Source organism: Nocardioides bruguierae (genome assembly GCF_023656415.1).
Taxonomy (GTDB): Bacteria; Actinomycetota; Actinomycetes; order Propionibacteriales; family Nocardioidaceae; genus Nocardioides; species Nocardioides bruguierae.
This window is the reverse complement of the sequence record NZ_JAMOIL010000012.1, coordinates 37,938-61,405: the sequence shown is the minus strand read 5'-3', so window position 1 is coordinate 61,405 and position 23,468 is coordinate 37,938. Positions and strand designations below refer to the sequence as shown.

14 protein-coding genes are annotated in these 23,468 nt (G+C 71.8%); 7 read left to right on the top strand and 7 right to left on the bottom strand.

Annotated features, from left to right (window positions below):
* The 7 genes from M8330_RS10895 to M8330_RS21980 all read left to right on the top strand — a co-directional run bounded on the left by M8330_RS10895 (position 1) and on the right by M8330_RS21980 (position 12,625).
* On the top strand, positions 1-819 hold the full coding sequence (locus M8330_RS10895; protein WP_250827340.1) for a hypothetical protein: 819 nt from the start codon (positions 1-3) through the stop codon (positions 817-819).
* Entirely contained in the window at positions 816-1,643 is an 828-nt protein-coding gene (locus tag M8330_RS10890) for a J domain-containing protein (protein ID WP_250827339.1), read from the top strand. Before M8330_RS10895 ends, M8330_RS10890 begins: the two co-directional genes overlap by 4 nt.
* A 293-nt stretch (positions 1,644-1,936) precedes the next feature.
* A complete protein-coding gene (rpoB, locus tag M8330_RS10885) occupies positions 1,937-5,401 on the top strand; it encodes a DNA-directed RNA polymerase subunit beta (protein ID WP_250052274.1) in 3,465 nt (1,154 codons plus the stop codon).
* Positions 5,402-5,498: 97 nt separating this feature from the next.
* Positions 5,499-9,365, top strand: coding sequence for a DNA-directed RNA polymerase subunit beta' (locus M8330_RS10880; RefSeq protein WP_250052276.1), 3,867 nt, complete (start codon positions 5,499-5,501; stop codon positions 9,363-9,365).
* Positions 9,366-9,533: 168 nt separating this feature from the next.
* Complete coding sequence (locus M8330_RS10875) at positions 9,534-10,820, top strand: geranylgeranyl reductase family protein (RefSeq protein WP_250827338.1); 1,287 nt, start codon at positions 9,534-9,536, stop codon at positions 10,818-10,820.
* 9 nt (positions 10,821-10,829) lie between these two features.
* The gene (locus M8330_RS10870; protein ID WP_250052280.1) at positions 10,830-11,672 is read left to right on the top strand and encodes a lysophospholipid acyltransferase family protein; all 843 of its coding nucleotides are present in this window, start codon (positions 10,830-10,832) and stop codon (positions 11,670-11,672) included.
* Between the two features lie 26 nt (positions 11,673-11,698).
* Positions 11,699-12,625 carry an NUDIX hydrolase gene (locus M8330_RS21980; RefSeq protein ID WP_308196275.1) on the top strand — a complete coding sequence of 309 codons (927 nt, stop codon included), beginning with the start codon at positions 11,699-11,701 and terminating at the stop codon, positions 12,623-12,625.
* A 19-nt stretch (positions 12,626-12,644) separates the two neighbouring features.
* On the opposite strand, the gene M8330_RS10855 is transcribed toward M8330_RS21980, so the two are convergent.
* The 7 genes from M8330_RS10855 to M8330_RS10825 are packed head-to-tail and all read right to left on the bottom strand — an operon-like array spanning position 12,645 to position 22,895.
* Positions 12,645-13,844: a hypothetical protein gene (locus M8330_RS10855; protein WP_250827337.1), complete on the bottom strand. Its 1,200-nt coding sequence runs from the start codon at positions 13,842-13,844 to the stop codon at positions 12,645-12,647.
* Positions 13,845-13,859: 15 nt separating this feature from the next.
* On the bottom strand, positions 13,860-15,413 hold the full coding sequence (locus tag M8330_RS10850; protein ID WP_250827336.1) for a PstS family phosphate ABC transporter substrate-binding protein: 1,554 nt from the start codon (positions 15,411-15,413) through the stop codon (positions 13,860-13,862).
* The gene (locus tag M8330_RS10845; RefSeq protein WP_250052286.1) at positions 15,413-16,606 is read right to left on the bottom strand and encodes a hypothetical protein; all 1,194 of its coding nucleotides are present in this window, start codon (positions 16,604-16,606) and stop codon (positions 15,413-15,415) included. The genes M8330_RS10850 and M8330_RS10845 overlap by 1 nt, the downstream gene beginning before the upstream one ends.
* The gene (locus tag M8330_RS10840) at positions 16,603-18,882 is read right to left on the bottom strand and encodes a hypothetical protein (RefSeq protein WP_250827335.1); all 2,280 of its coding nucleotides are present in this window, start codon (positions 18,880-18,882) and stop codon (positions 16,603-16,605) included. Before M8330_RS10840 ends, M8330_RS10845 begins: the two co-directional genes overlap by 4 nt.
* 1 nt (position 18,883) lies before the next feature.
* Entirely contained in the window at positions 18,884-20,521 is a 1,638-nt protein-coding gene (locus M8330_RS10835; protein WP_250052288.1) for a hypothetical protein, read from the bottom strand.
* Positions 20,521-22,653 (bottom strand): glycosyltransferase, encoded by a 2,133-nt coding sequence (locus M8330_RS10830; RefSeq protein WP_250052289.1) that lies wholly within the window; start codon positions 22,651-22,653, stop codon positions 20,521-20,523. Before M8330_RS10830 ends, M8330_RS10835 begins: the two co-directional genes overlap by 1 nt.
* A complete protein-coding gene (locus tag M8330_RS10825) occupies positions 22,650-22,895 on the bottom strand; it encodes a hypothetical protein (protein WP_250827334.1) in 246 nt (81 codons plus the stop codon). Before M8330_RS10825 ends, M8330_RS10830 begins: the two co-directional genes overlap by 4 nt.
* Positions 22,896-23,468 lie beyond the last annotated feature (573 nt).

Sequence of the window (23,468 nt, the reverse complement as noted above, 5' to 3'; positions counted from 1 at the left end):
ATGACCACCACCCAGACCGGCTCCCGGGCCTCCACCCGGACCGCACCCACCCGCACGTCCGAGGAGGACCTCACCGTGCAGCCCGACCAGCAGCCCCCCGAGCAGCGGCCCGCGCCCACCCGCGCCGCCCTGCTGGTGCGCCGCTTCCTGCTCGTCGACCTCGTGCTCCTGATCATCGGCTCGGGCGCGGTCCTGACCTGGCTGCTCCTGACCAGGACGCCCGACACCGAGCCCCTCGGCGACCGGGTCTCCTCGCTGGTCACCGGGCGCAACGAGGTCCAGGTCCGCCGCGACGAGGTGGCCGAGGTGGCCCGCACGATGATGACGCGGGTCAACAGCTACGGCCCCGAGGACCTCGCCGACGACGGCACCATGCCCGACTACCGCGACGGCGTGTCCTCGCTGCTCACGCCCGGCTTCGCGGCCGAGTTCGACGACCAGGTGCAGATCGCCGAGGCCACCGTGGCCCAGGCGGGGCTGGGTCGCACCACCACCGTCCACGCCGTCGGTGTCTCGGAGCTGGCCGACGACGAGGCCACCGCGCTGGTGGCCGGCGAGTTCACCAACACCTATCCCGGCGACGGGGACGAGCGGGTCTCCGACGAGCCCGCCACCTACCGGGTCGAGGTCACCCTGCGGCTCGTCGACGGGGCGTGGCTGGTCGACGCCTTCAGCCCGGTCACCGGCACCGGCGTCACCACCGACGGCAGCGCGGCCGGCAGTGCGGGCGGCAGCGCGGACGAGGGGGCCGGCACCGACGGGCCCACGGACGGGAGCAGCACGGACGGGAGCAGCACGGACGGGGGGAGCGGCCGATGAGCGGGCCCACCTGGTACGACGTCCTCGGCGTGGAGCCGGGCGCGAGCGCGGACGACGTGCGCGCCGCCTGGCGGGCGGCCCTGGCCGAGCTCGACCCCGGCGACCGTCGGGCGAAGCTCGCCACCGAGGCCGCCGAGACGCTCCTGGACCCCGAGCGCCGCGCCGCGTACGACGCGTCGCTCGCGCCGGCCGCGGGGGAGCCCGTGGATTCGCTGGACGAGGCGGCGCCACCGGAGCCGCAGGCCGTGCACGAGCCCACCTCCGAGCCCACCTCCGAGCCGGCGTCCGAGCCCGCGTCCGCGGCGTCGGGCCGGCTGGTGCCGGCCTGGCTGCTGGCGGTGCTCGCCCTGCTGGCGGCGCTCAGCGTGGGCGGCACGGTCGCGGTGGCGGCGCAGCCGCACCACCGCGTCATCACCGGCGACGCGGGCACGGTCGAGGCCGACGCCCAGGCCGCGCAGGCGGCGGCGGAGCGGGCCGTGGGCCCCGTCCTGTCCTACGACTACCGGACGATGGAGGAGGACGGCGCCCGGGCGCGGACCTACCTCACCGCCGACTACACCGAGACCTACGACCAGCTGTTCGCGGTGCTGGAGGAGAACGCCCCCACCTCCCAGACGGTGGTCGGGCCGGTCGAGGTCGTGGACTCCGCGCTGGTGCGGGTGGGCGACGACCGCGTCCAGGTGCTCGTGTTCGCCAACCGGCAGCGCACCAACGCCTCGACCACGCAGCCGGACGTCTACCAGGACCAGCTGACGCTGACGATGGTGCTCGACGACGGCCAGTGGCTGGTCGACGACATCACCACGACACCCCTGGCGGACTGACCTCCGAGCCGGCTGCCGGACCGACCTCGCGGTCCGCCGGCGGGGGGTCGGCGGGGCGTCGGCCCGGTCAGGACACGGCGCGCCCATTCGGCCGAACTGCTTGACCGGGGTGCCCGGTGCCCGCATCATCTTTCCGACGGGGCTACCGGGCCCCCTCCTCGATGTTGTGGGGCGTCGTGCGTTCGGGTACTGTTGCGCTTTGCGCCTGCCCTCAAATGCTCGACAGCCTGCCCGGTGGCTCTCTGAGTGGGGGGTGGCGCCATTCGATGAGCTGACCTGTCGAAGGATGACTCTTGGCTGCGCCTGCCACCTCTGGTAACTCCCGTCGCACCTCGTTCGCAAAGATCTCCGAGCCCCTGGCTCTTCCCCAGCTCCTCGCCCTGCAGACCGACAGCTTCGACTGGCTGATCGGCAACGAGAAGTGGCTGTCGGTGGTCGACCGCCGCCGCGAAGCAGGCGAGGACGTGTCGGAGAAGTCCGGTCTCCAGGAGATCTTCGAGGAGATCTCTCCGATCGAGGACTTCAACGAGACGATGTCGCTCTCGTTCGACAACCCGGTCTTCTACGACCCGAAGTACACCGTCGACGAGTGCAAGGAGAAGGACTTCACCTACTCCGCCCCGCTCTACGTCTCCGCCGAGTTCACCAACAACGACACCGGTGAGATCAAGGGCCAGACGGTCTTCATGGGCGACTTCCCGCTCATGACCAACAAGGGCACCTTCGTCATCAACGGCACCGAGCGCGTCGTCGTCTCCCAGCTGGTCCGCAGCCCGGGCGTCTACTTCGAGCGCGCCGCCGACAAGACGTCCGACAAGGACATCTACTCCGCGAAGCTCATCCCGAGCCGCGGTGCGTGGCTGGAGTTCGAGGTCGACAAGCGCGACCTCGTCGGCGTCCGCCTCGACCGCAAGCGCAAGCAGAACGTCACGGTGCTGCTCAAGGCCCTCGGCTGGACGAACGAGCAGATCCGCGAGGAGTTCGGCGAGTACGAGTCCATGATGCTGACCCTGGAGAAGGACAACACGTCCAACCAGGACGAGGCGCTGCTGGACATCTACCGCAAGCTCCGCCCGGGCGAGCCGCCGACGCGCGAGGCCGCGCAGACGCTGCTGAACAACTACTACTTCAACCCCAAGCGCTACGACCTGGCGAAGGTCGGCCGCCACAAGATCAACAAGAAGCTCGGTCTGGTCGAGGCGTTCGACCAGCAGACGCTGACGGTCGACGACATCGTGGCCGCGATCCGCTACATCGTCGCCCTCCACGACGGCCGCACCGAGCTGGAGGCCCCCCAGGGCGCCCTCGGCATCGAGCCCGACGACATCGACCACTTCGGCAACCGTCGCATCCGCACGGTCGGCGAGCTGATCCAGAACCAGCTCCGCACGGGCCTGGCCCGCATGGAGCGCGTCGTCCGCGAGCGCATGACCACGCAGGACGTGGAGGCGATCACGCCGCAGTCGCTGATCAACATCCGCCCCGTGGTCGCGGCGCTGAAGGAGTTCTTCGGCACCTCGCAGCTCTCGCAGTTCATGGACCAGACCAACCCGATCGCCGGCCTGACGCACAAGCGTCGCCTCTCGGCGCTCGGGCCCGGTGGTCTGTCCCGCGACCGCGCCGGCATGGAGGTCCGCGACGTCCACCCGTCGCACTACGGCCGCATGTGCCCGATCGAGACCCCTGAGGGTCCGAACATCGGTCTGATCGGCTCGCTGGCCTCCTTCGGCCGGATCAACCCGTTCGGCTTCGTCGAGACCCCGTACCGCAAGGTCGTCGACGGCCAGGTCACGGACCAGGTCGACTACCTGACGGCGGACGACGAGGACCACTTCGTCATCGCGCAGGCCAACGCCGTGCTGGACGAGGAGGGGCGCTTCGTCAACGAGCGCGTCCTGGTCCGTCAGCGCGACGGTGAGGTCTCCGAGCTCCTGGCCGGCGAGGTCGACTACATGGACGTCTCCCCGCGCCAGATGGTGTCGGTCGCGACCGCCCTCATCCCGTTCCTCGAGCACGACGACGCCAACCGTGCGCTCATGGGCGCCAACATGCAGCGTCAGGCCGTCCCGCTGATCCGCAGCGACGCGCCGCTGGTCGGCACGGGCATCGAGTACCGCGCCGCGGTCGACGCCGGTGACGTCGTCACCGCCGAGGCCGCCGGAGTCGTCAAGGAGGTGTCGGCCGACCTGGTCGAGACCCTCAACGACGACGGCACCTACTCCTCCTACCGGATGGCCAAGTTCCGTCGCTCCAACCAGGGCACCTCGATCAACCAGCGCCCGCTGGTCTCCGAGGGCGACCGCGTCGAGGTCGGCTCGCCGATCGCCGACGGCCCCTGCACCGACGACGCCGAGATGGCGCTGGGTCGCAACCTCCTCGTGGCCTTCCTGCCCTGGCAGGGCCACAACTACGAGGACGCGATCATCCTCTCGCAGCGGCTGGTCCAGGAGGACCTGCTCACCTCGATCCACATCGAGGAGCACGAGGTCGACGCCCGCGACACCAAGCTCGGCCCCGAGGAGATCACCCGGGACATCCCGAACGTCTCCGAGGAGGGCCTGGCCGACCTCGACGAGCGCGGCATCATCCGCATCGGCGCCGAGGTCTCCACCGGTGACATCCTCGTCGGCAAGGTGACCCCCAAGGGCGAGACCGAGCTGACCCCCGAGGAGCGCCTGCTCCGCGCGATCTTCGGCGAGAAGGCGCGCGAGGTGCGCGACACCTCGATGAAGGTCCCGCACGGCGAGTCCGGCACCGTCATCGGCGTCCGCGTCTTCGACCGCGAGGCCGGCGACGAGCTGCCCCCGGGCGTCAACCAGCTGGTCCGCGTCTACGTGGCCCAGAAGCGCAAGATCTCCGTCGGTGACAAGCTCGCCGGTCGTCACGGCAACAAGGGCGTCATCGCGAAGATCCTGCCGATCGAGGACATGCCGTTCATGGAGGACGGCACCCCGGTCGACGTCATCCTGAACCCGCTGGGCGTGCCGCGACGCATGAACATCGGTCAGATCCTCGAGCTCCACCTGGGCTGGCTGGCCCGGCAGGGCTGGGACCTGAACCTGTCCGGCGCCCCGGACGACGCCGCCTGGAAGCAGCGCCTGCGTGGGATCGGCCTGGAGACCTCCGAGCCGAACACCAAGCTCGCGACCCCGGTCTTCGACGGCGCGCTCGAGGACGAGATCACCGGCCTGCTCGGCGCGACGCTGCCGAACCGGGACGGCGACCGTCTGATCGACGAGACCGGCAAGGCCAAGCTCTACGACGGCCGCTCCGGCGAGCCGTTCCCCGAGCCGGTCGCGGTGGGCATGAAGTACATCCTGAAGCTGCACCACCTGGTGGACGACAAGATCCACGCGCGCAGCACCGGCCCGTACTCGATGATCACGCAGCAGCCGCTGGGCGGTAAGGCCCAGTTCGGTGGCCAGCGGTTCGGCGAGATGGAGGTCTGGGCGATGGAGGCGTACGGCGCCGCCTACGCCCTCCAGGAGCTGCTCACGATCAAGTCGGACGACGTGCCCGGCCGCGTGAAGGTCTACGAGGCCATTGTCAAGGGCGAGAACATCCCGGACTCCGGCATCCCGGAGTCGTTCAAGGTTCTCGTCAAGGAGATGCAGTCGCTCTGCCTGAACGTCGAGGTGCTCAGCCAGGACGGCTCGCAGATCGAGCTCCGTGACGCGGAGGAGGACGTCTTCCGCGCCGCCGAGGAGCTCGGCATCGACCTGTCCCGCCGCGAGCCCAGCAGCGTCGAGGAAGTCTGAGCCGGTGAGGTGCCGGGCGGGTGAGACTCCCGCCCGGCACCACCCTCAGTCCCCTTCACCCAGCAACATTCCGTTCTAACGAAGGACATCAGCCACCGTGCTCGACGTGAACTTCTTCGACCAGCTCCGGATCGGCCTGGCCACCGCCGACGAGATCCGCCAGTGGAGCCACGGCGAGGTCAAGAAGCCGGAGACCATCAACTACCGCACGCTCAAGCCCGAGCGTGACGGCCTCTTCTGCGAGAAGATCTTCGGTCCCACCCGGGACTGGGAGTGCTACTGCGGCAAGTACAAGCGCGTGCGCTTCAAGGGCATCATCTGCGAGCGCTGCGGCGTCGAGGTGACCCGTTCCAAGGTGCGTCGCGAGCGCATGGGCCACATCGAGCTGGCCGCGCCCGTGACCCACATCTGGTACTTCAAGGGCGTCCCGTCGCGCCTGGGGTACCTGCTCGACCTGGCCCCGAAGGACCTCGAGAAGGTCATCTACTTCGCGGCCTACATGATCACCTCCGTCGACGAGGACGCCCGTCACCGCGACCTGACCTCCCTCGAGGGCAAGGTCGGCCTGGAGCGTGAGCGTCTCGAGCGCCGGCGCGACCAGTCCCTCGAGGACCGGGCCGCCAAGCTGGAGACCGACCTCGCGGCCCTCGAGGCCGAGGGTGCGAAGTCCGACCAGAAGCGCAAGGTCAAGGACGGCGCCGAGCGCGAGATGAAGCAGCTCCGCGACCGGGCGCAGCGTGAGCTCGACCGCCTCGAGGAGGTCTGGGACACCTTCAAGAACCTGAAGGTCCAGGACCTCATGGGCGATGAGCTGCTGTACCGGGAGATGAAGAACTGGTTCGGCAAGTACTTCGAGGGCCACATGGGCGCCGCGGCGATCCAGAAGCGCCTCCAGGACTTCGACATCGCGGCCGAGGTCGAGAACCTCCGCGAGACCATCGCGACCGGCAAGGGCCAGAAGAAGGTCCGCGCCCTCAAGCGCCTCAAGGTCGTCGACGCCTTCCGCAAGACCGGCAACCAGCCGATCGGCATGGTGCTCGACGCCGTCCCGGTCATCCCGCCGGACCTGCGTCCGATGGTGCAGCTGGACGGTGGCCGCTTCGCGACCTCCGACCTCAACGACCTGTACCGCCGCGTGATCAACCGCAACAACCGCCTCAAGCGGCTGCTCGACCTCGGTGCGCCCGAGATCATCGTCAACAACGAGAAGCGGATGCTCCAGGAGGCCGTCGACTCGCTGTTCGACAACGGTCGCCGCGGTCGTCCCGTCACCGGCCCGGGCAACCGGCCGCTGAAGTCGCTGTCCGACATGCTCAAGGGCAAGCAGGGTCGCTTCCGTCAGAACCTGCTCGGCAAGCGCGTGGACTACTCGGGCCGCTCGGTCATCGTGTCGGGTCCGCAGCTGAAGCTGCACCAGTGCGGTCTGCCCAAGCAGATGGCGCTGGAGCTGTTCAAGCCGTTCGTGATGAAGCGCCTCGTCGACCTGTCGCACGCGCAGAACATCAAGTCGGCCAAGCGCATGGTCGAGCGCGCCCGCCCCGTGGTGTGGGACGTGCTCGAGGAGGTCATCACCGAGCACCCGGTGCTGCTGAACCGTGCGCCCACGCTGCACCGCCTCGGCATCCAGGCCTTCGAGCCGCAGCTGATCGAGGGCAAGGCCATCCAGATCCACCCGCTCGTCTGCGGCGCGTTCAACGCCGACTTCGACGGTGACCAGATGGCCGTCCACCTGCCGCTCTCCGCGGAGGCGCAGGCCGAGGCCCGCATCCTGATGCTGTCGACGAACAACATCCTCAAGCCGTCGGACGGCCGTCCGGTGACCATGCCCTCGCAGGACATGATCATCGGCCTGTTCTGGCTCACCTCCGACCGTGGTGAGCAGAAGGGCGACGGCCGCGCCTTCGCGTCGCCGGCCGAGGCCGTCATGGCCTTCGACCGCGGCGAGATCTCCATGCAGAGCACCATCAAGGTCCGCCAGGACGACGTGGTGCCGCCGGAGGGCGTCGAGGGTCAGCTGGGCGAGGCGGTGGTCTTCCCGACCACGCTCGGCCGCATCCTGTTCAACGACCTGCTCCCGATCGACTACCCGTACGTCAACGGCGAGGTCGGCAAGAAGAAGCTGGGCCAGATCGTCAACGACCTGGCGGAGCGCTACCCCAAGGTCGTCGTCGCGGCGTCCCTGGACGCGCTGAAGGACGCCGGCTTCCGCTGGGCGACCTTCTCCGGCGTCACCGTCTCCATCGACGACGTCACGACCCCGGACGACAAGCCGGGCATCCTCGCGGGCTACGAGAAGCAGGCCGCGAAGGTGCAGAAGGACTTCGAGCGCGGTCTGATGACCGACGACGAGCGCCGTCAGGAGCTCGTGGAGATCTGGACCGAGGCCAGCCGCCGCGTCGGTGACGCGATGGAGAAGGCCTTCGACCCGACGAACCCGATCTACATCATGGTCCACTCCGGTGCGAGCGGAAACATGAACCAGATCCGTCAGGTCGGCGCCATGCGTGGTCTGGTGGCCAACCCGAAGGGCGAGATCATCCCGCGCCCGATCAAGGCGAACTTCCGTGAGGGCCTCTCGGTCCTGGAGTACTTCATCTCCACTCACGGTGCTCGCAAGGGTCTGGCCGACACCGCCCTGCGTACCGCGGACTCGGGCTACCTGACCCGTCGTCTGGTGGACGTCAGCCAGGACGTGATCATCCGCGAGGAGGACTGCGGCACCGAGCGCGGCCTGCCCAAGGTCATCGCCGAGCGCACCGAGTCCGGGGCCCTGGTCGCCACGGAGAACGTCGACACCTCGGCCTACGCCCGGTGCTCGGCCACCGAGATCACCCACCCCGAGACCGGCGAGGTGCTGGTCGAGGCGGGCGGCGACCTCGGCGACGTGAAGATCGACGAGCTCATCGCGGCCGGCGTGGAGAGCGTCAAGCTCCGCTCCGTCCTCACCTGCGAGGCCCGCACCGGTACCTGCGCGAAGTGCTACGGCCGCTCGCTGGCCACCGGCAAGCTCGTGGACATCGGCGAGGCCGTCGGCATCATCGCGGCCCAGTCCATCGGTGAGCCCGGCACGCAGCTGACCATGCGTACCTTCCACACCGGTGGTGTCGCGTCGGCGTCCGACATCACGCAGGGTCTGCCCCGCGTCGTCGAGCTGTTCGAGGCCCGGTCCCCCAAGGGCCGTGCCCCGATCACCGAGGCCGCCGGTCGGGTCGAGATCGAGGAGACCGACAAGGCCCGCAAGGTCCTGGTCACCCCGGACGACGGCTCGGAGGTCCAGGAGTACCCGGTCTCCAAGCGTGTGCGTCTGCTCGTCTCCGACGGTGACCACGTCTCCGTCGGCCAGATGCTCACCGTCGGTACCCCGGACCCGCAGGACGTCCTGCGCATCCTCGGTGTCCGTCGGGCCCAGGAGCACCTGGTGGGCGAGGTCCAGCAGGTGTACCGCTCGCAGGGCGTGTCGATCCACGACAAGCACATCGAGATCATCGTGCGGCAGATGCTGCGGCGCGTGACGGTCATCGAGTCGGGCGAGACCCACCTGCTCCCGAGCGACCTGGTCGACCGGACCCTCTTCGAGGAGGAGAACCGTCGCGTGGTCTCCGAGGGCGGCAAGCCGGCCTCGGGCCGTCCGGTCCTCATGGGCATCACCAAGGCCTCGCTGGCGACCGAGTCGTGGCTCTCGGCGGCTTCCTTCCAGGAGACCACCCGCGTGCTCACCGACGCGGCCATCAACGGCCGCAGCGACTCGCTGCGCGGTCTGAAGGAGAACGTGATCATCGGCAAGCTGATCCCGGCGGGTACCGGCCTCGAGCGGTACCGCAACGTCCGGGTGGAGCCCACCGAGGAGGCGCGTGCCTCGGCCTACTCGGTCACCGGGTACGACTCCTACGACTACGAGTTCGGCAGCACCGGCGGCCAGGCCGTCGCGCTGGACGACTTCGACTTCGGCTCCTACCAGAACTGACGTCACTCAGAGCGGCCCCGCTCCCACTCCGGTGGGGGCGGGGCCGTTCCGCGTCCGGAGCCCTGTGCGGGCGCGGACGTCATCCATCCGAGGGAGTGGACGTCCGCCCCGTCTGACGTCCCGCCCCGTATGACCTCCCGACTGGGGGCACCTGCCAGAATCGGGGGCGTGAGCAGCGCCGCCGTGACCGCCCGCCCCACCGAGACCGACGTGCTGGTGGTCGGGGCAGGTCCGGCGGGCTCGGCGGCGGCGGCCTGGCTGGCCCGCGCCGGCGTGGACGTGGTGCTCGCTGACGCGGCCACCTTCCCGCGGGACAAGACCTGCGGTGACGGCCTGACCCCGCGCGCCGTGCACGAGCTGGCGCAGCTGGGGCTCGAGGACTTCCTCCGCGGGCGCACCGTGAACCAGGGCCTGCGGGCGCACGGCTTCGGCCAGACCCTGCACCTGCCGTGGCCCGGCGGCCACCTGCCCGACTGGGGCAGCGCGGTGCCGCGCACCGAGCTCGACGACCGCCTGCGCCAGGTGGCGGTGGACGCGGGCGCGGTCGACGTCCAGGACGCCCGCGCCGTCGACGTCCGCATGAGCGGGAGCCGGGTGGCCGCGGTGGTCCTCGAGCGACGAGGGGACGGCGGCCGTGCCGAGGCCGAGCGCTTCGAGATCGCCTGCCGTCGCCTGGTGGTGGCCGACGGTGTCCGCTCGCCCCTGGGCAAGGTGCTGGGCCGCGAGTGGCACCGCGACACCGTCTACGGCGTGGCCGGGCGCAGCTACGTGACCAGCGAGAAGCACGACGACCCCTGGATCAGCTCCCACCTGGAGCTGCGCGACGAGCAGGGGCAGGTGCTCTCCGGCTACGGCTGGGTCTTCCCGCTCGGCACCGGGGAGGTCAACCTCGGCGTCGGCACGCTCGCCACGGCCAAGCGGCCCGCCGACATCGCGGTCAAGCCGCTGATGGCCTTCTACGCCGAGCAGCGTCGGGCGGAGTTCGGCCTCGGTGAGGAGCTGCGGATGCCGACCTCCGCCCTGCTGCCGATGGGCGGCGCGGTCAGCAACGTCGCCGGCCCGAACTGGGCGCTGATCGGCGACGCCGCCGGCTGCGTCAACCCGCTCAACGGCGAGGGCATCGACTACGGCCTGGAGACGGGCCGGTTCGTGGCGTCCCTGCTGGGCGACCTGGGCCCCGACGCCCACGGGCTCGCGTCGGCCTGGCCGGCGCTGCTGCGCGAGCACTACGGCGAGGCCTTCTCCATCGCCCGCCGCCTCGCCGGCTTCGTGACGGTGCCGTGGGTGCTGCCGCGGATGGGTCCGGCCGGCATGCGGTCCACGGCGCTGATGACCCTGGCCCTGCGCTGGATGGGCAACCTGGTCACCGAGGAGGACCGCGACGCCGCGGCCCGGCTGTGGCGAGTGGCCGGCAAGGGCTCCGTCCGCCTCGACGACCGTCCGCCCTTCTCCTGAGCCCGCGCGATGACCACACGAGCGGGCCGCACAGTGCGCGCCGACGCCTGCCCGGTCGCCGGCGGCCGCGCCGGCGGCGGTGAGCGGGTCTACGACGCCGTCACCCGCACCGGGCACCGCCTGCTGGGCTCCCTGGCGGTGCAGGAGCGCTGGACCGGGCTCGAGCACGTGCCCACCAGTGGGCCGGTGGTGATCGCCGGCAACCACCACGCGTTCCCGGACTTCGCCGTCGCCGGCCACGCGCTGCTCCAGCGCGGCCGCTACGCCCGCTTCCTGTGCCGGGGCTCGTTCTGGGGCTGGGCACCGCTGGGCCGGGCGCTGGACACGATGGGGCACGTGCCGGTCGACTTCGCCGCCCCGGCGGCCGCCCTGCTCGCCGCCCGCAGGCTCCTGGACGACGGCGAGGCGGTCGTCGTCTTCGGGCAGGCCGGGTTCGGCCACTCCTACACCGTCGAGCGGCTCATGCCGGGCGCCGCGGCGCTCGCGCGGCTCACCGGCGCCCCGCTGGTGCCGCTGACGCTGTGGGGCACCCAGCGCCTGTGGCCGGTCAAGCGGCACCCCGAGGACCGGCCGGCGCTGCCGCGTCCGCGCCGCCACGCCGTCGTCGACGTCGTGCTCGGGGAGCCCCTCGCACCCGGCGCCGACGACGCGGCCACCACCCGGGCGCTCGGCGCCGTGCTGGATGGCACCCTCACGCGGCTCCAGCGGCTGCCCTCGCACCGGCCGCGGCCGGGCGAGAGCGACCCGACCTACCCGGCCCACCTGGGCGGCGGCGGGCTCGGCCCGGCCGAGGCCACGCTGCTGGACCGTCGTCCGCCCGGGGTCGTGGACCGCGGGTGGGGCACGCGCTGACGCCCGCGCCCCGTAGGTTTGGGCGCGTGAGCGATCAGCAGCACGACGAGCCCGACGACCAGGGGCAGACACCGCCGCAGACGCAGCGCCTGGCCGCCTACGCCCTGGTGGTCCGCGACGAGCAGGTGCTGCTCAGCCTGGTCGCGAGCCACATCCGGCCCGACGACCTGTGGACGCTGCCCGGGGGCGGGGTGGAGCACGGCGAGCACCCCCGCGAGGCCGTGGTCCGCGAGGTCCACGAGGAGACCGGGCTGTCGGTGACGGTCGGGGAGACGAACCGGGTGATCAGCCAGCACCGGCCGGACGCCACCTGGGCCGACGGTCGGCGCAGGGACTTCCACCACGTGCGGATGGTCTTCGAGGGCTGGGTGCCCCGGGACTCGCCCGCCCCGCGCACGGTCGAGGTCGGGGGCAGCACCCGGGACGCGGCGTGGCTGCCGCTCGCCGACGTGCTGGCCGGCCGCGTGCCCGTGGACGCGCTGGTGCGCGAGGCGCTCGCCGGCCACGCCGTCGTCCGGCACCAGCGGCTCTCGGCCTACGCGCTGCTGCGCCGCGACGACCGGGTGCTGCTGACCCGCGTGTCCGCGCGCGGCGCGCACCCGGGTGCGTGGACGCTGCCGGGCGGCGGTGTCGAGCACGGGGAGGACCCGGCCGCGGCGCTGGTGCGCGAGGTGGGGGAGGAGACCGGCCTGGAGGTGGCGCCGGCGGGGCTGCTCACGGTGCACGACACCCACTTCACCGGCACCGCGCCGAGCGGGCGCACCGAGGACTTCCACGGCGTCCACCTCGTCTACGCCGCCACCCTCACCTCCGGCGACGAGCCCGCCGTCGCCGAGGAGGACGGCACCACCGACGAGGCGGCCTGGCACCCCGTCACCGACGTGCTCGACGGCGAGGTGGGGGTGCTGGACGTGGTGCTGGCGGCCCTGCGCGCCGACGCCGGGCCCGCCTGAGCAGACGCCGGGCCGCCGGTCAGAAGCGGGCCGCCGCGACCTCGCACAGGTTGAGGGCGGGGTCGGTGTCGTTGACGATCCAGTAGCTGGAGACGATCAGCGTCCGCACGGCCCCGTCCGCGTAGTACCAGATCCGCAGCATGCCGTTCTCGGGCAGCTGGACGGGCGGCACCAGCCCGGCGACGGGGTCGTACTCCGCCTCCTCGACGACCACGTGGTCGCGCACGTCGCCCTCGGCCTCGATCCGCTCGACGTAGGTGCCGACCCACGGGCCGTCGGTGTCGGGGTCCTCGTCGGCCAGCGCCTCGGAGATGGCCGCCGCGGTCTCCTCGGAGGGGTAGAAGGTGACCTCCTGCACCGGGTCGGAGCCGTCGACGGACTCGCGGCAGGTGAACCGGACGCTGCCGGCGGCGCCGAGGTCGACCACCTGCCGCCGCGGGGCGCCGTCGTCCTCGCCGTGCCAGGAGAGACCCAGCGCCTCGTCGGTGCGCGTGGTGACGGTGGCCTTGACCCGGCAGTACTGCCGCTTCACGTCCTTGCGGCGAAAACCCTCCCAGTACCACTCCAGGTAGAGGGACGAGACGGGCAGCGTGTTCGACCGGCCGACCGCGGCCTGGCGGCCACGCCGCTGGCTGATGACGCCGTGGGCGAAGCCGGAGGAGCGTCCCTCGACGGGCGTGGCCCGGTTGAGGCCCTCGTGGGACTGCTTGCCGGTGCCGCCGGTGCCGTCGTCGTCCGCGGTGGCGTAGCGGTAGATCCGCACGGTCTTCACCGCCACGGTGTCCTTGCCGCGCTTGTCCTGGTGCTTGGCCAGCCACATCTGCGTCTCGGGGCTGCGGTGGTAGGGCCGCAGCCGCAGGATGGTGTTGTTCGGCCGGCACACGGCGGTCAGGACGCCGATCCCGGGCACGGTCACGGAGTCCTGTCGCTCGCCCCGGTTGCCGCGCCAGCGCACGAGCAGGGTGGAGGTGCGCAGGTCGCGGCGCGCGGCGGTGCGGGCGGAGGCGCCGTCCGTGGCGCTCGCCGCCGAGGTGGCGTCGGTGGTGGCCTCGGACGAGGCGTGGGCCTGCGCCGCGGGGCTGAGCGTGCCGTCGGCGCCTGCCGCGGCGCCGCCGCCCAGGCCGCCGAGGAGCGGCAGGAGGACGGCTAGGACGAGCGCGACCAGCCCCGGCGCCGCGGGGCGGCGTCGGGGGTGGTCGGTGCAGCGGTGGTGCATCACGGTCGGGCGGGTCGGCTACTGGCCGGCCGACCCCGTCGCGGTCGCGGACGGCGAGGCGGTGGTCGTCGCCGAGCTGGTGGCGTCCGCGGCGGCCCCGTCGCCGGAACCGGACCCGGACCCGGTGGTGACGGTGTCGCCCTCGAGCTCGAGGTACTCCGGCTCCTCGCGGCCCGTCACCCAGCGGCGCTGGGTGGCGATCTGGTCGTCGGTGACGACGACGAGCTGCCCCGCCTCGTCCAGGCCCGTGTTCTGCTGGGTGGTCTGGAGGTCGGCCTTGGCGTTGTCGAGGTAGTACAGGAGGAAGTCCTGCACCTCCTCGCGCTCGAGGGAGCGCTGCGTGGTGGTGAGCAGGTACGGCCGCGACAGCGGGTACTCGCCGCTGGTGATCGTGACCGGGCTCGGGAACACGCAGTTCTCGGTGCCGTCGAGGGTCACCTCGAACGGGCGGAGCTCGTTCTCGAAGACCTGGTAGTAGGAGAACCCGAAGTAGCCCACGCGCCCGGTCAGGGCGTCGATCCGCTTCTGCGCGGCCTTGCTGACCGTGAGCTGCCGCGCCGCGGTGCGCTCCTGGGCCTTGAGGCTGAGCAGGGAGGCCTCGGCCTTGGCCAGCGAGCGCTTGGCCTCCGCCAGGCGCGCGCGGTCGGCGGCCCGGGTCTCGGCGTCGCGGCCGGTGCGGATGCCCTTCTTCACCTCGAAGCGGGCGGTGCGCAGCTCGGCACGGGCGTCACGGACGACGCCGGTCTGCTGCTTGATGTAGGTGGCCAGCTGCTGGCGCTGCCGGGTGTAGGTGCGCTCCTGCGAGGCGAGCCGCTCGTCGCGGTCGTTGCCGACGATGCTGAGCCGGGTCTCGCGGTCGGTGTCGTAGCTGACGTAGTCGGAGCGGACGGTGACCCTCGCCGGGTTGGTCGTGTCGAGCACCGCCTGGCCGAACCAGGTGAAGCGGGAGTCGCCGTAGGGGGCGCCCAGCGCGGTGAGGTCGACGTCGTCGAAGTTGTCGCCGACCTGGGCCCAGCTGGTCACCGGCGAGCCGGCCCGGTAGATCTCGGCCAGCTGCTCGAGGCTGACGCAGTCGCCGCCGACGTCCGTCTCGTTCTTGATGGCCACGACGAGGGCGTTGGCGGCGACCTCGATCTGGACCAGGTCCAGGCCGTTGGCCGCGCAGGCGTCGTACTGGGCCTGGGTGAGCGTCGTGTAGGAGTCGACGACGTCGATCTGGCCCGAGCAGAGCCGCTGGAAGGCCAGGTCGGTGTCGCTGACCTTGCGGTCGACGATGGTGTCGGTGTCGTTCTCGCCGCCGGTGTCGGTGTTGAACGCCAGCCGCTCGAAGTTCGTCAGGCCGTTGTCGATGCCCTCCACGGTGACCGTCTGGTCGGGCAGCGTCGGGAGCGCCTCGTAGGCGGCCTCGGTGGGGTTCACGGGCGTGGACGGGGCGACCGTCACGGTGGCGGTGGCCTGGGCGTCGGCGACGAGGTCGGTGCTGCCCGAGTCGGTCGAGCACGCGCCGAGGAGGCCGGCGCCGGCCAGGAGGGCGGAGGTGGCGGCGACGGTGCGGGTCGTGCGGCGGCGCATCAGTTGCTCCCGGCGGACTCGGTGGTGGACGCGTCCGCGGTGGCGGAGGCGGTGGCGCCCTCGGTGCCGGCCGCGGACTCCGCGACCTTCTCGGGGGTGGGGTAGCGGTACTTCTTGCCGACCGTGGTGACCTCGAAGTCGTCCAGGGTCAGGCCCTGGAGCTCCTGGCCGGTCAGCAGGTCGGCGGTGACGTCGCGCTGGGCGTAGAGCGTGGGCACCTCGGCCCGCTCGACGACGATCGCGCCGTAGGTGCGCAGCGCCAGGACCAGCGCGTCGGCGTACCGCTTCTGGTCCGCGGTGAGCGTGATCCGGTTGCCGTCGGCGTCGCGCGGGGCGCGGAAGGTGACGTCGCCCTTGAGCCGGATGCGCGCACCGATGGGCAGCGAGGCCGCGCGGCCGTTGCCGTCGGTGGACGAGGCGGGGCTGACGTAGAAGTCGGACGACGGGGCCGGCACCGCGATGGCGAGGGCGTGGTCGATCGTGCCCGTCTCCAGCTCGGCGGGCCGGATGAGGCCCGCGAACAGCGGCAGGCCCGAGCCGCGAGCGGAGACCTCGCCGGCGGTCTGCCAGCCGGAGCCGTCGAGGTTCCACTTCTTCATGTAGTGGTACGAGATCGACCCGTCGTCCTCGCGGCGTGCGCGCCACAGGTCGTAGGCCACCGAGTTCTGGGTGTCCAGGATCGTGTACCAGCCGTCGTACTCCGGGTAGGGGTCGACGTCCTCGGGGATGTCGAGCGTGATGGTGTCGTCCCCGTCGCCGCAGGTCTTCTGCCGGCAGGTGACCTCGGTGGGCGTGCCGCCGGCGACGACCGGGACGGTCCACTCGACGGTGTTGATCCACAGCGGGTCGGTGACCTCGTTGACGACGCGCACGAACTGGCCGTTGCGCTTCTCCTCCCAGCCGATGCGGGTCATCGCCAGGCTGAGCATCCGGTCGCTGCGGGGGTCGACCGCCAGGTCGTCGGCGCGGGTGTTCCACACGGAGGCGTCGTTGAAGAAGCGCTGCTCCGTGGTGGCGTCGCCGCCCGTGGTGTCGGAGTCGTCGCTGCTGGCCGCCGCGGTCACCGTGACGGTGGCGTCGGGGGAGGCAGCGGTGTCGGAGTCGCCGTCGCCGCAAGCGGCGGCGACGAGGGCCAGGGTCACGATCGCGGCGGCGGCGCCGGTGCGGCGGCCGGGGCGGGTGAGGGTCTTCATCGCTCCTCGTCCAGGTCGGTGGGGTCGAGCTGCTCCAGGTGCTCGGCGAACCGGGCGGAGACCGCGCCGAGGTGGCGCAGGGTGGCGTCGTCGGGACGCGGGCCGCGGACGGGTCCGCGGCGGGGGCCGTTGAGGAGCGCGTGCGCCTCCCGGCGGGCGTTCAGGCGGATGAGCTCGGCGTCGAGCTCGGCCTGCGCGGTGACCAGCTCGCAGCGGCGTGCCGCCTCGAGCTCGATGGCCTCCAGGTGGAGCTGGGTGGCCTGCTGGGCCGCCTGCATGCGGGCGATGACCGAGCGGGCCACGTCGTCGACGCTGACGTCGATGGAGGTCTCGCCCATCCCCAGCCCGGCCAGGGTCGCCGAGACGAACGCCTCGCCGGCGGCGGCCGCCTCCGCGGCGGCCTGGCGGCTCGCGCGGGTCGCCTCGCGCTGGGCCTGGCGGGCCTCGACCACGCTGTGGTGGGCCCGGGTCGGCTGCTGGGCGGCCGGGGCCGGCGGGGCCGGGTGGGCGGCCGGCGTCGCGGGGGCCTCGGGGGCGTCGGTGTCGAACGCGGCGTAGCCGGTGTCCTCGGCCTCCTCCCACGCGCCGTCGCGTGCCCCGTGGCCCGTGTCGTGGCCCGTGTTGTGGCCCGTGTCGTGGCCCGCCTCGTCGTCCACGGACCACCAGGGGTCGGCCTGGCCGGGCCGGGTGCGGGCGGTCTCGTCGAGCAGGGCGCCCCACGGGTCCGCCGGCAGCGGACGCTGGGCCGCGCGGCGGGTGTCCTCCCAGGTGCTGGGCACGGGGCGGAGGCGTCCGGCGGGTGCGGTCTCCTCGGCGGGCCGCGGGTCCCTGTGCTCCTCGTGGGTCCTGTGCTGCTCGTACACCGTGTGCTCCGGCGCCGGGACGCCCACGGGACGCTCGGTCGGCTGCTGGAACGCCTGCGCGTCGGTCCGGGCGGCGGCGCGCGGCGGCACCGGGCGGGCGGACGTGGCGGGGCGCTCCGCGGCGCGCGGTGCCGTGCCGGCGGGGGCCGCGGGCCAGGGCGCTCGGGGGCCGGCGGGGGCGGGCCGCGGCTGGTCCGTGCCGGGGCCGTGCTCGACCTCCGCCTGCACCTCGGTGGGGGCGGGCTGGGCGGTCTTCTGCGCGGCCGTGCGCTGGGCGGCGGAGCGGCGCAGGGCCGCGGCCGTCGGGGGCTTGACGTCGCCGGCCTCCACGGGCCGCCCGGCACGGGGCGCGGGACGGTACGGGTGCGCGACGCTCTGGGCCCGCGCGACCGCCTGACGGCGGTTCTCCTCGGCGAGCGCACGGCGCTCGGCCTCGGCGTCGTGGTCGACCGCGACCGACTTCGGCTCCGGCCGCGGGACCGGGCGGCGCGCGGCGCGCACGGCGAGGCTCGGGCGCTCGACCACCGGCACGGCGACCGGCGCGGCGACCAGGGTCTCGGCCTCCGGGGCCGGGACGGCCTCGAAGGACACCTCGGCAGCAGGCTCGACGGACACGTCGGCCTCCGTCTTCACCGTCTCGACCGACTCCTGGGCGGCCCGGGCGGCGGGCGCCCAGACGAGGTCCTCCTCGACGGCGGAGACCGGCTCGGGCGCGACGTGCTCGGCCACCGGCCCCGGCCAGGTGGCCGCCTCCAGGAAGTCGGCGGGCCCGGCGATCGCCAGACCCTCCGGCACGACACCGCTGCGGGGCGCCTCGACGGCCTCGACGGCCTCGGCCGCGGCCTCCACCGGCTCGACGGCCCCGACCGGCTCGGCGGCCGCGGTTCCAGCCGGCTCGACCGTGGCCGGCTCGGCCCGACGGGCCACCGGCGCGGCCTGGAACAGCACCCGCGCGGAGTCCTCCACGACGGACGCGGGGCTCGACGCGGGGCTCGACGCGGGGGCCGGGGCAGCAGCCTGCACGGACCCGGTCCGCTCGCCTCGTCCGCGACCCCGGCGCCGCTGCACCGTCACGGGCTCGGCGTCGACCGACACCTCGCGCGGCACCTCGGGCGAGGGGGCGGGGACCGCCACGGGCGCGGCGAAGAGATCCACGTCGGGGGCGTGGAGCAGCGGGCCGTCGGCCGGACTGGTGACGGGGCCGGCGACGGGCGCCGCCACCGCGACGGACCCGGCGGGCCCGGCGGGCTCGGCGACCTCGGCGTCGGCCACCTCGGAGGCGGCCTCGGCCTGCTCCCTCGCCTGGGCGAGGCGCAGGGTGAAGTCGACCTGACCGATGCGGTCCGCGCGACCCACGGACAGGATGTCCTCGAGGGTCGGCGGCGGCTGGATGCGGGCGCGGTTGTCGATCATGTCAGCTCCCGACGGTGGTCAGTCCGGTGAAGCCCTCGGGGACGGAGTACAGGCGGTACTCGTCGTTCTCGTGGTAGAGCGTCAGGCCCTCGAAGCCGACCTCGGAGTACTGCTCGGTGAGCAGGTCGTCGCCGTCGGTGGTGACCAGCAGCCAGTCGACGTCGGAGGCGGCGGGGTCGCGGGCGGCCTCGAGCCACGGGCCGTCGGACTGGTCGATCCGGTCGAGGAACAGCTCCGGCTCGCCGCTGAACAGCATCACGGCGTAGGTGGCGGCGTTGTCGGTGAGCACCGCGCCCTCCGGGACGTCGAGGTCCTGGATGAACTGGCCCATCTCCAGGGACGGGTCCAGGGCGACGGTCTGGCCGCCGCGGGTGGTGGCGCCCTCCTGGCTCTCGCCGGTCAGCACCGCGTCGGTGAAGACCATCTCGAGGGCCTGGTACTTGTAGGTGCGCATGCCCTGGAACGTCCACGGGATGCTGGCCACCAGCGCCAGGACGACGAGGCCGCTGATCGCGGTCACGCCCTCGCCGGCCGAGCGGGCCAGCCACAGCGCGCCGATCACGGACATCACCAGGATCGGGACGGCGTTCTCCATCGCCATCGGCGAGTCGGTGAGCCCGAGCAGCACGGTCATCGCCGGGGTCAGCACCGAGAGCGTCAGCATGAGCCCGAGCAGCACCGCGAACGGGTTGTTCTTGCTCAGGCCGACGAAGAACAGGGCCGGAAGCACCACGATGGCCAGCGGGGCGCCGTAGAGCACCAGCTCGCCGGTCCAGCGCAGCAGGCCGAGCACGGTGAACTGCTCGATCGCGTCGCTGGTCGGGGCCGCGGAGGTGATCCAGTGGATCGGGTTCTTCAGCAGCAGCAGGTTGAAGCCGGTCCACAGGGCGACCACGTAGATCGCCGGGGCCGCGAAGCCGACCATCGTGCCCTCGACCTCGTCGCCGTCCGCGCCGAGGTGGGCGAGGATGGCGCCGATGCCGATGGCGGCCAGCAGGAAGTACATCAGCGTCGTGTAGCCGGCCAGGCCGGCGACGGCGAAGCCCAGCCCGCCGATCATCACGAAGCGGACGTCCGCGGTGATGTACCAGGCGTAGACCGCGCCGACCGAGGCCAGCAGGAAGGCCAGCCACATCATGAGCGGCCCGCCGGTGGAGGCGTACAGCGCGAACAGCGGGTTGAGGCCGAGCGCGGCCAGGCCGCCAATGCGGAGCATGGCCGGGACGCCGGTGCGGCGCATCATCGTGTTCAGGAACATCATCAGCAGGCCCGCGAAGAACGCGGACGCCACCGGGATGACGGCCAGGAAGTCGACCCCGAACCGGTAGATCGCCAGGGGCGAGACCAGGAGGGTCTGCAGCGGCGGGTAGTCGAAGCCGATCGCGGAGAGCTTGGCCGGGTTGTTGTGCCAGATCATCAGCGCGCGGTTGAGGCGGTCGAGCACCTCGTAGCTGACGACGTGCTGCTGCGCGACGACGCGGAAGCCGAACCACGAGTAGACGATCGTGGTCACGGCGAGGACCAGGACGCTCTCCCACCGGCGGCGGGGGACGTCGAGGGAGCGGCGGCCGACGGCCTGCACGATCCCGGCGAGACGGGCGGCGTTCGTGACGATCGCCGGCTGCACGGTGGCGCTCATCAGTGCACCTCCTCCTCGTCGAGGCCGTGCTCGGTCTTCTCCCAGTAGAAGGGGTTGGTGAAGAGCTGGAGGAAGCCCTTCCAGGCCGCCCAGCTCATCAGGCCCCAGTACAGCGGCGAGAGCAGCGCGGTCCTGGTGATGCCGAACTCACCGCGCTGCAGCGAGCCGGCGAGGTTGAGGTAGATGAAGACGAAGTTGCCGACGAAGAGCATCGCCGAGGCCACGTAGAAGACCAGGCCGGGGAACAGGGCCTGGATGAAGCTGGCCTGGGTGAACACGAACAGCGTGGTCAGCGACCAGAAGATCGGGTTCATCAGCAGGACGTAGGCCGAGCCCATCGTCAGGTTGAAGGAGATGAAGTCCTTCAGGCCGATCTTGGCGATGAGGCCGATCGGGTTGCGCATGTGGACCAGCCACGTCTGGTAGTAGCCCTTGTTCCAGCGGCTGCGCTGGCGGATCCAGTTCGGCACCGAGGAGTTGGCCTCCTCCAGCGTCGTGGAGTCGATCATCGCCGTGCGGTAGCCCTCGCGGTGCAGGCGGATGCCGAGGTCGGCGTCCTCCGTGACGTTGAAGGGGTCCCAGGCGCCCAGCTCGCGCAGGATCGAGGTCTTGAAGTGGTTGGAGGTGCCGCCCAGCGGGATCGGCTGCTCCGCGGCGCCCATGGCCGGCAGGACGAGCTCGAAGTGCATCGAGTACTCGTTGGCGAACCACGCGGTCAGCAGGTTCTGGTCCTGGTTGAAGTGGTTCAGCTTGCCCTGCACGCAGGCGACGTTGTCCGCGGTCTGCCGGAAGGCGATGATCGCCTTCTTCAGCTGGTCGGGGTCCGGCCGGTCCTCGGCGTCGAAGATGACGCAGTACTTGCCGCGGGCCACCTGGAGGCCGAAATTGCAGGCCTTGGGCTTGGTCTTCGGCAGGGAGTCCGGCACCACCACGCAGTGGAAGTGCGGCGGCAGCTCCATGCTCTTGATCATGTCGATCGTCTCGACGTCGTCCTCCTCGCAGAGGAGCTTCACGTCGAGGCGGGTGCGCGGGTAGTCCAGGGCGTTCATGTCGCGCACGAGGCGCTTGACGATGTTGCCCTCCTTGTAGAGCGGCACCAGGATCGTGTAGATCGGCAGCGTCCGCTCGTCCAGCGCCGCGATCTCCTCCGGCGTGGCCTCGATCTCCAGGTGCGTGCCCAGGGCCCGCAGGGTCAGGCGGAACTTGTAGACCGAGACGACCAGGTAGATGGCGCTCGCGAGGCCCACCAGGGCGATCAGGGTGTTCATCGGGCTGACGACCATGAACACGGCGACCAGCACGAGGAAGCCGATGCCGACGACCTTCTGGCCCGTGGAGAACACCTTGTGCGCGGAGATCTCGGGCGCGTTCTCCATCAGGAAGGACGTGGCCAGCTCGGAGTAGTGGTCGCCGTGGACCTTCTGGATCAGCTCGTCCAGGTCGACGCGGTTGGCCAGCAGCTGGCGCACCGGCTGCTGGACGGCCTCCTCGACCTCCTCGAGCAGCTCGGCGTCCATGGGGCGCTGGACGGCCACGAGCAGCGTGCCGTCGGCGTCCGCCACCGGCAGCACCTGGTGGCGCTGGGCGATCGGCTCGGGCAGCCGGCGGGCCACCTCCATGTCGGGGGTGAAGTCGCGCAGGCCGACGCGCTGCATCTGGTGGATCTCGGAGAGCGCGGCCACGAGGATGTCCTCGGAGATGGCGCTGTTCGCGACCAGGATCTCGCCCAGGGCGTCGCCGCTGCGCGCGTGCTGGAGCATCGCGTCCTGCAGCTGCTCGTTGGTGATCAGCCCGCTGCGGGTGAGCATCTGGGCCATCTGGACGCGCGTGCGGCGCTCCTCGACCGTCTCCAGCTCGTCCTCGACGGGCGGGTAGGTCTCGTCGATGGCGGCGACGATCTCGTTGGCGGTGTGCCGCACGAGCACGACGGGGGCGTCGATGCGCTCGGAGACGACCTGGAGGGTGATCTCGTCGTCGGCGTCCGCGGCGGCGACGAGGACCTCGCCGTCCTGCGAGGCGTACGGCATGACGCGGAAGGTGCGGCAGATGCCCTCAGGCAGCAGGGTGGCCGCGGCGCTCTCGAGGCCGTCGGTCAGACGACGGCTCCCGGTGCGGTGGATGGAGGTGGTCACTGGGCACCCGCCCCGAACCCGGCGCCCACGCCGGAGCCGGCGGTCGACGTGCGGCCGGACCTCGCCTTCGACCTGGCCATGATCAGCGTGTGCACGAGGAGGGCCCCGAGCAGCATCGCGATCGGGGCGATGAGGAAGAACGCGAAGGACGCCACGAAGATGAGCAGCGTCGTGAGCACGCCCAGCCATGCGGAGCCCACGGACTTCCGCTTCCGCTGGCTGTTGGTCACCTGAACAGTCATCTGGTCCAAACCCTTTCCGATGCCTGAGGCGAGGGGTGACCCCAGGATTTCGTCAACCTGAAGGTAGTGACCGCGGATGCCCCGTCCGGCAACAGCAGGTCCACGCTTCGGTAACAGCGGCACAGGGGCTGTCAGGTTTCGCGGAATCGCAGGTCAGACCGCGTGTCGAGGGTGTTTCCGACCGGTCACGAGCAAGGGTTCCGGGTACACCTGAAGCCTGAGCGGCTACGCGGTCACGGGTGTTCCGAGCCACCACTCCGGCAACGTCGCACGGAGACCGCTGCACCCCCGCTGACCAGGTATTTCGGTCCACGTGGGTGTCGCTCGCGCAGCAACATACCGACCGGGGTATGGCACGTCCCGCAAATGGGGTAATCCGCGCCCTGGTGCCACCGAGGTGTCCAGACCCCGGCCTACGCTGCGACGGACGCCTCAGCAGGAGTCCGGCCCGGAGGGGTCCGGCCGGCCGCCCGCAGGGGCGTCAGGGTGGTCCCGTCGTCGCGCAGCCGTCGTCACGGGCCGCCGGGGCGGGGCACCGCCGGCACGGGTCGCCGACAAGGGGGCGACCGGCGT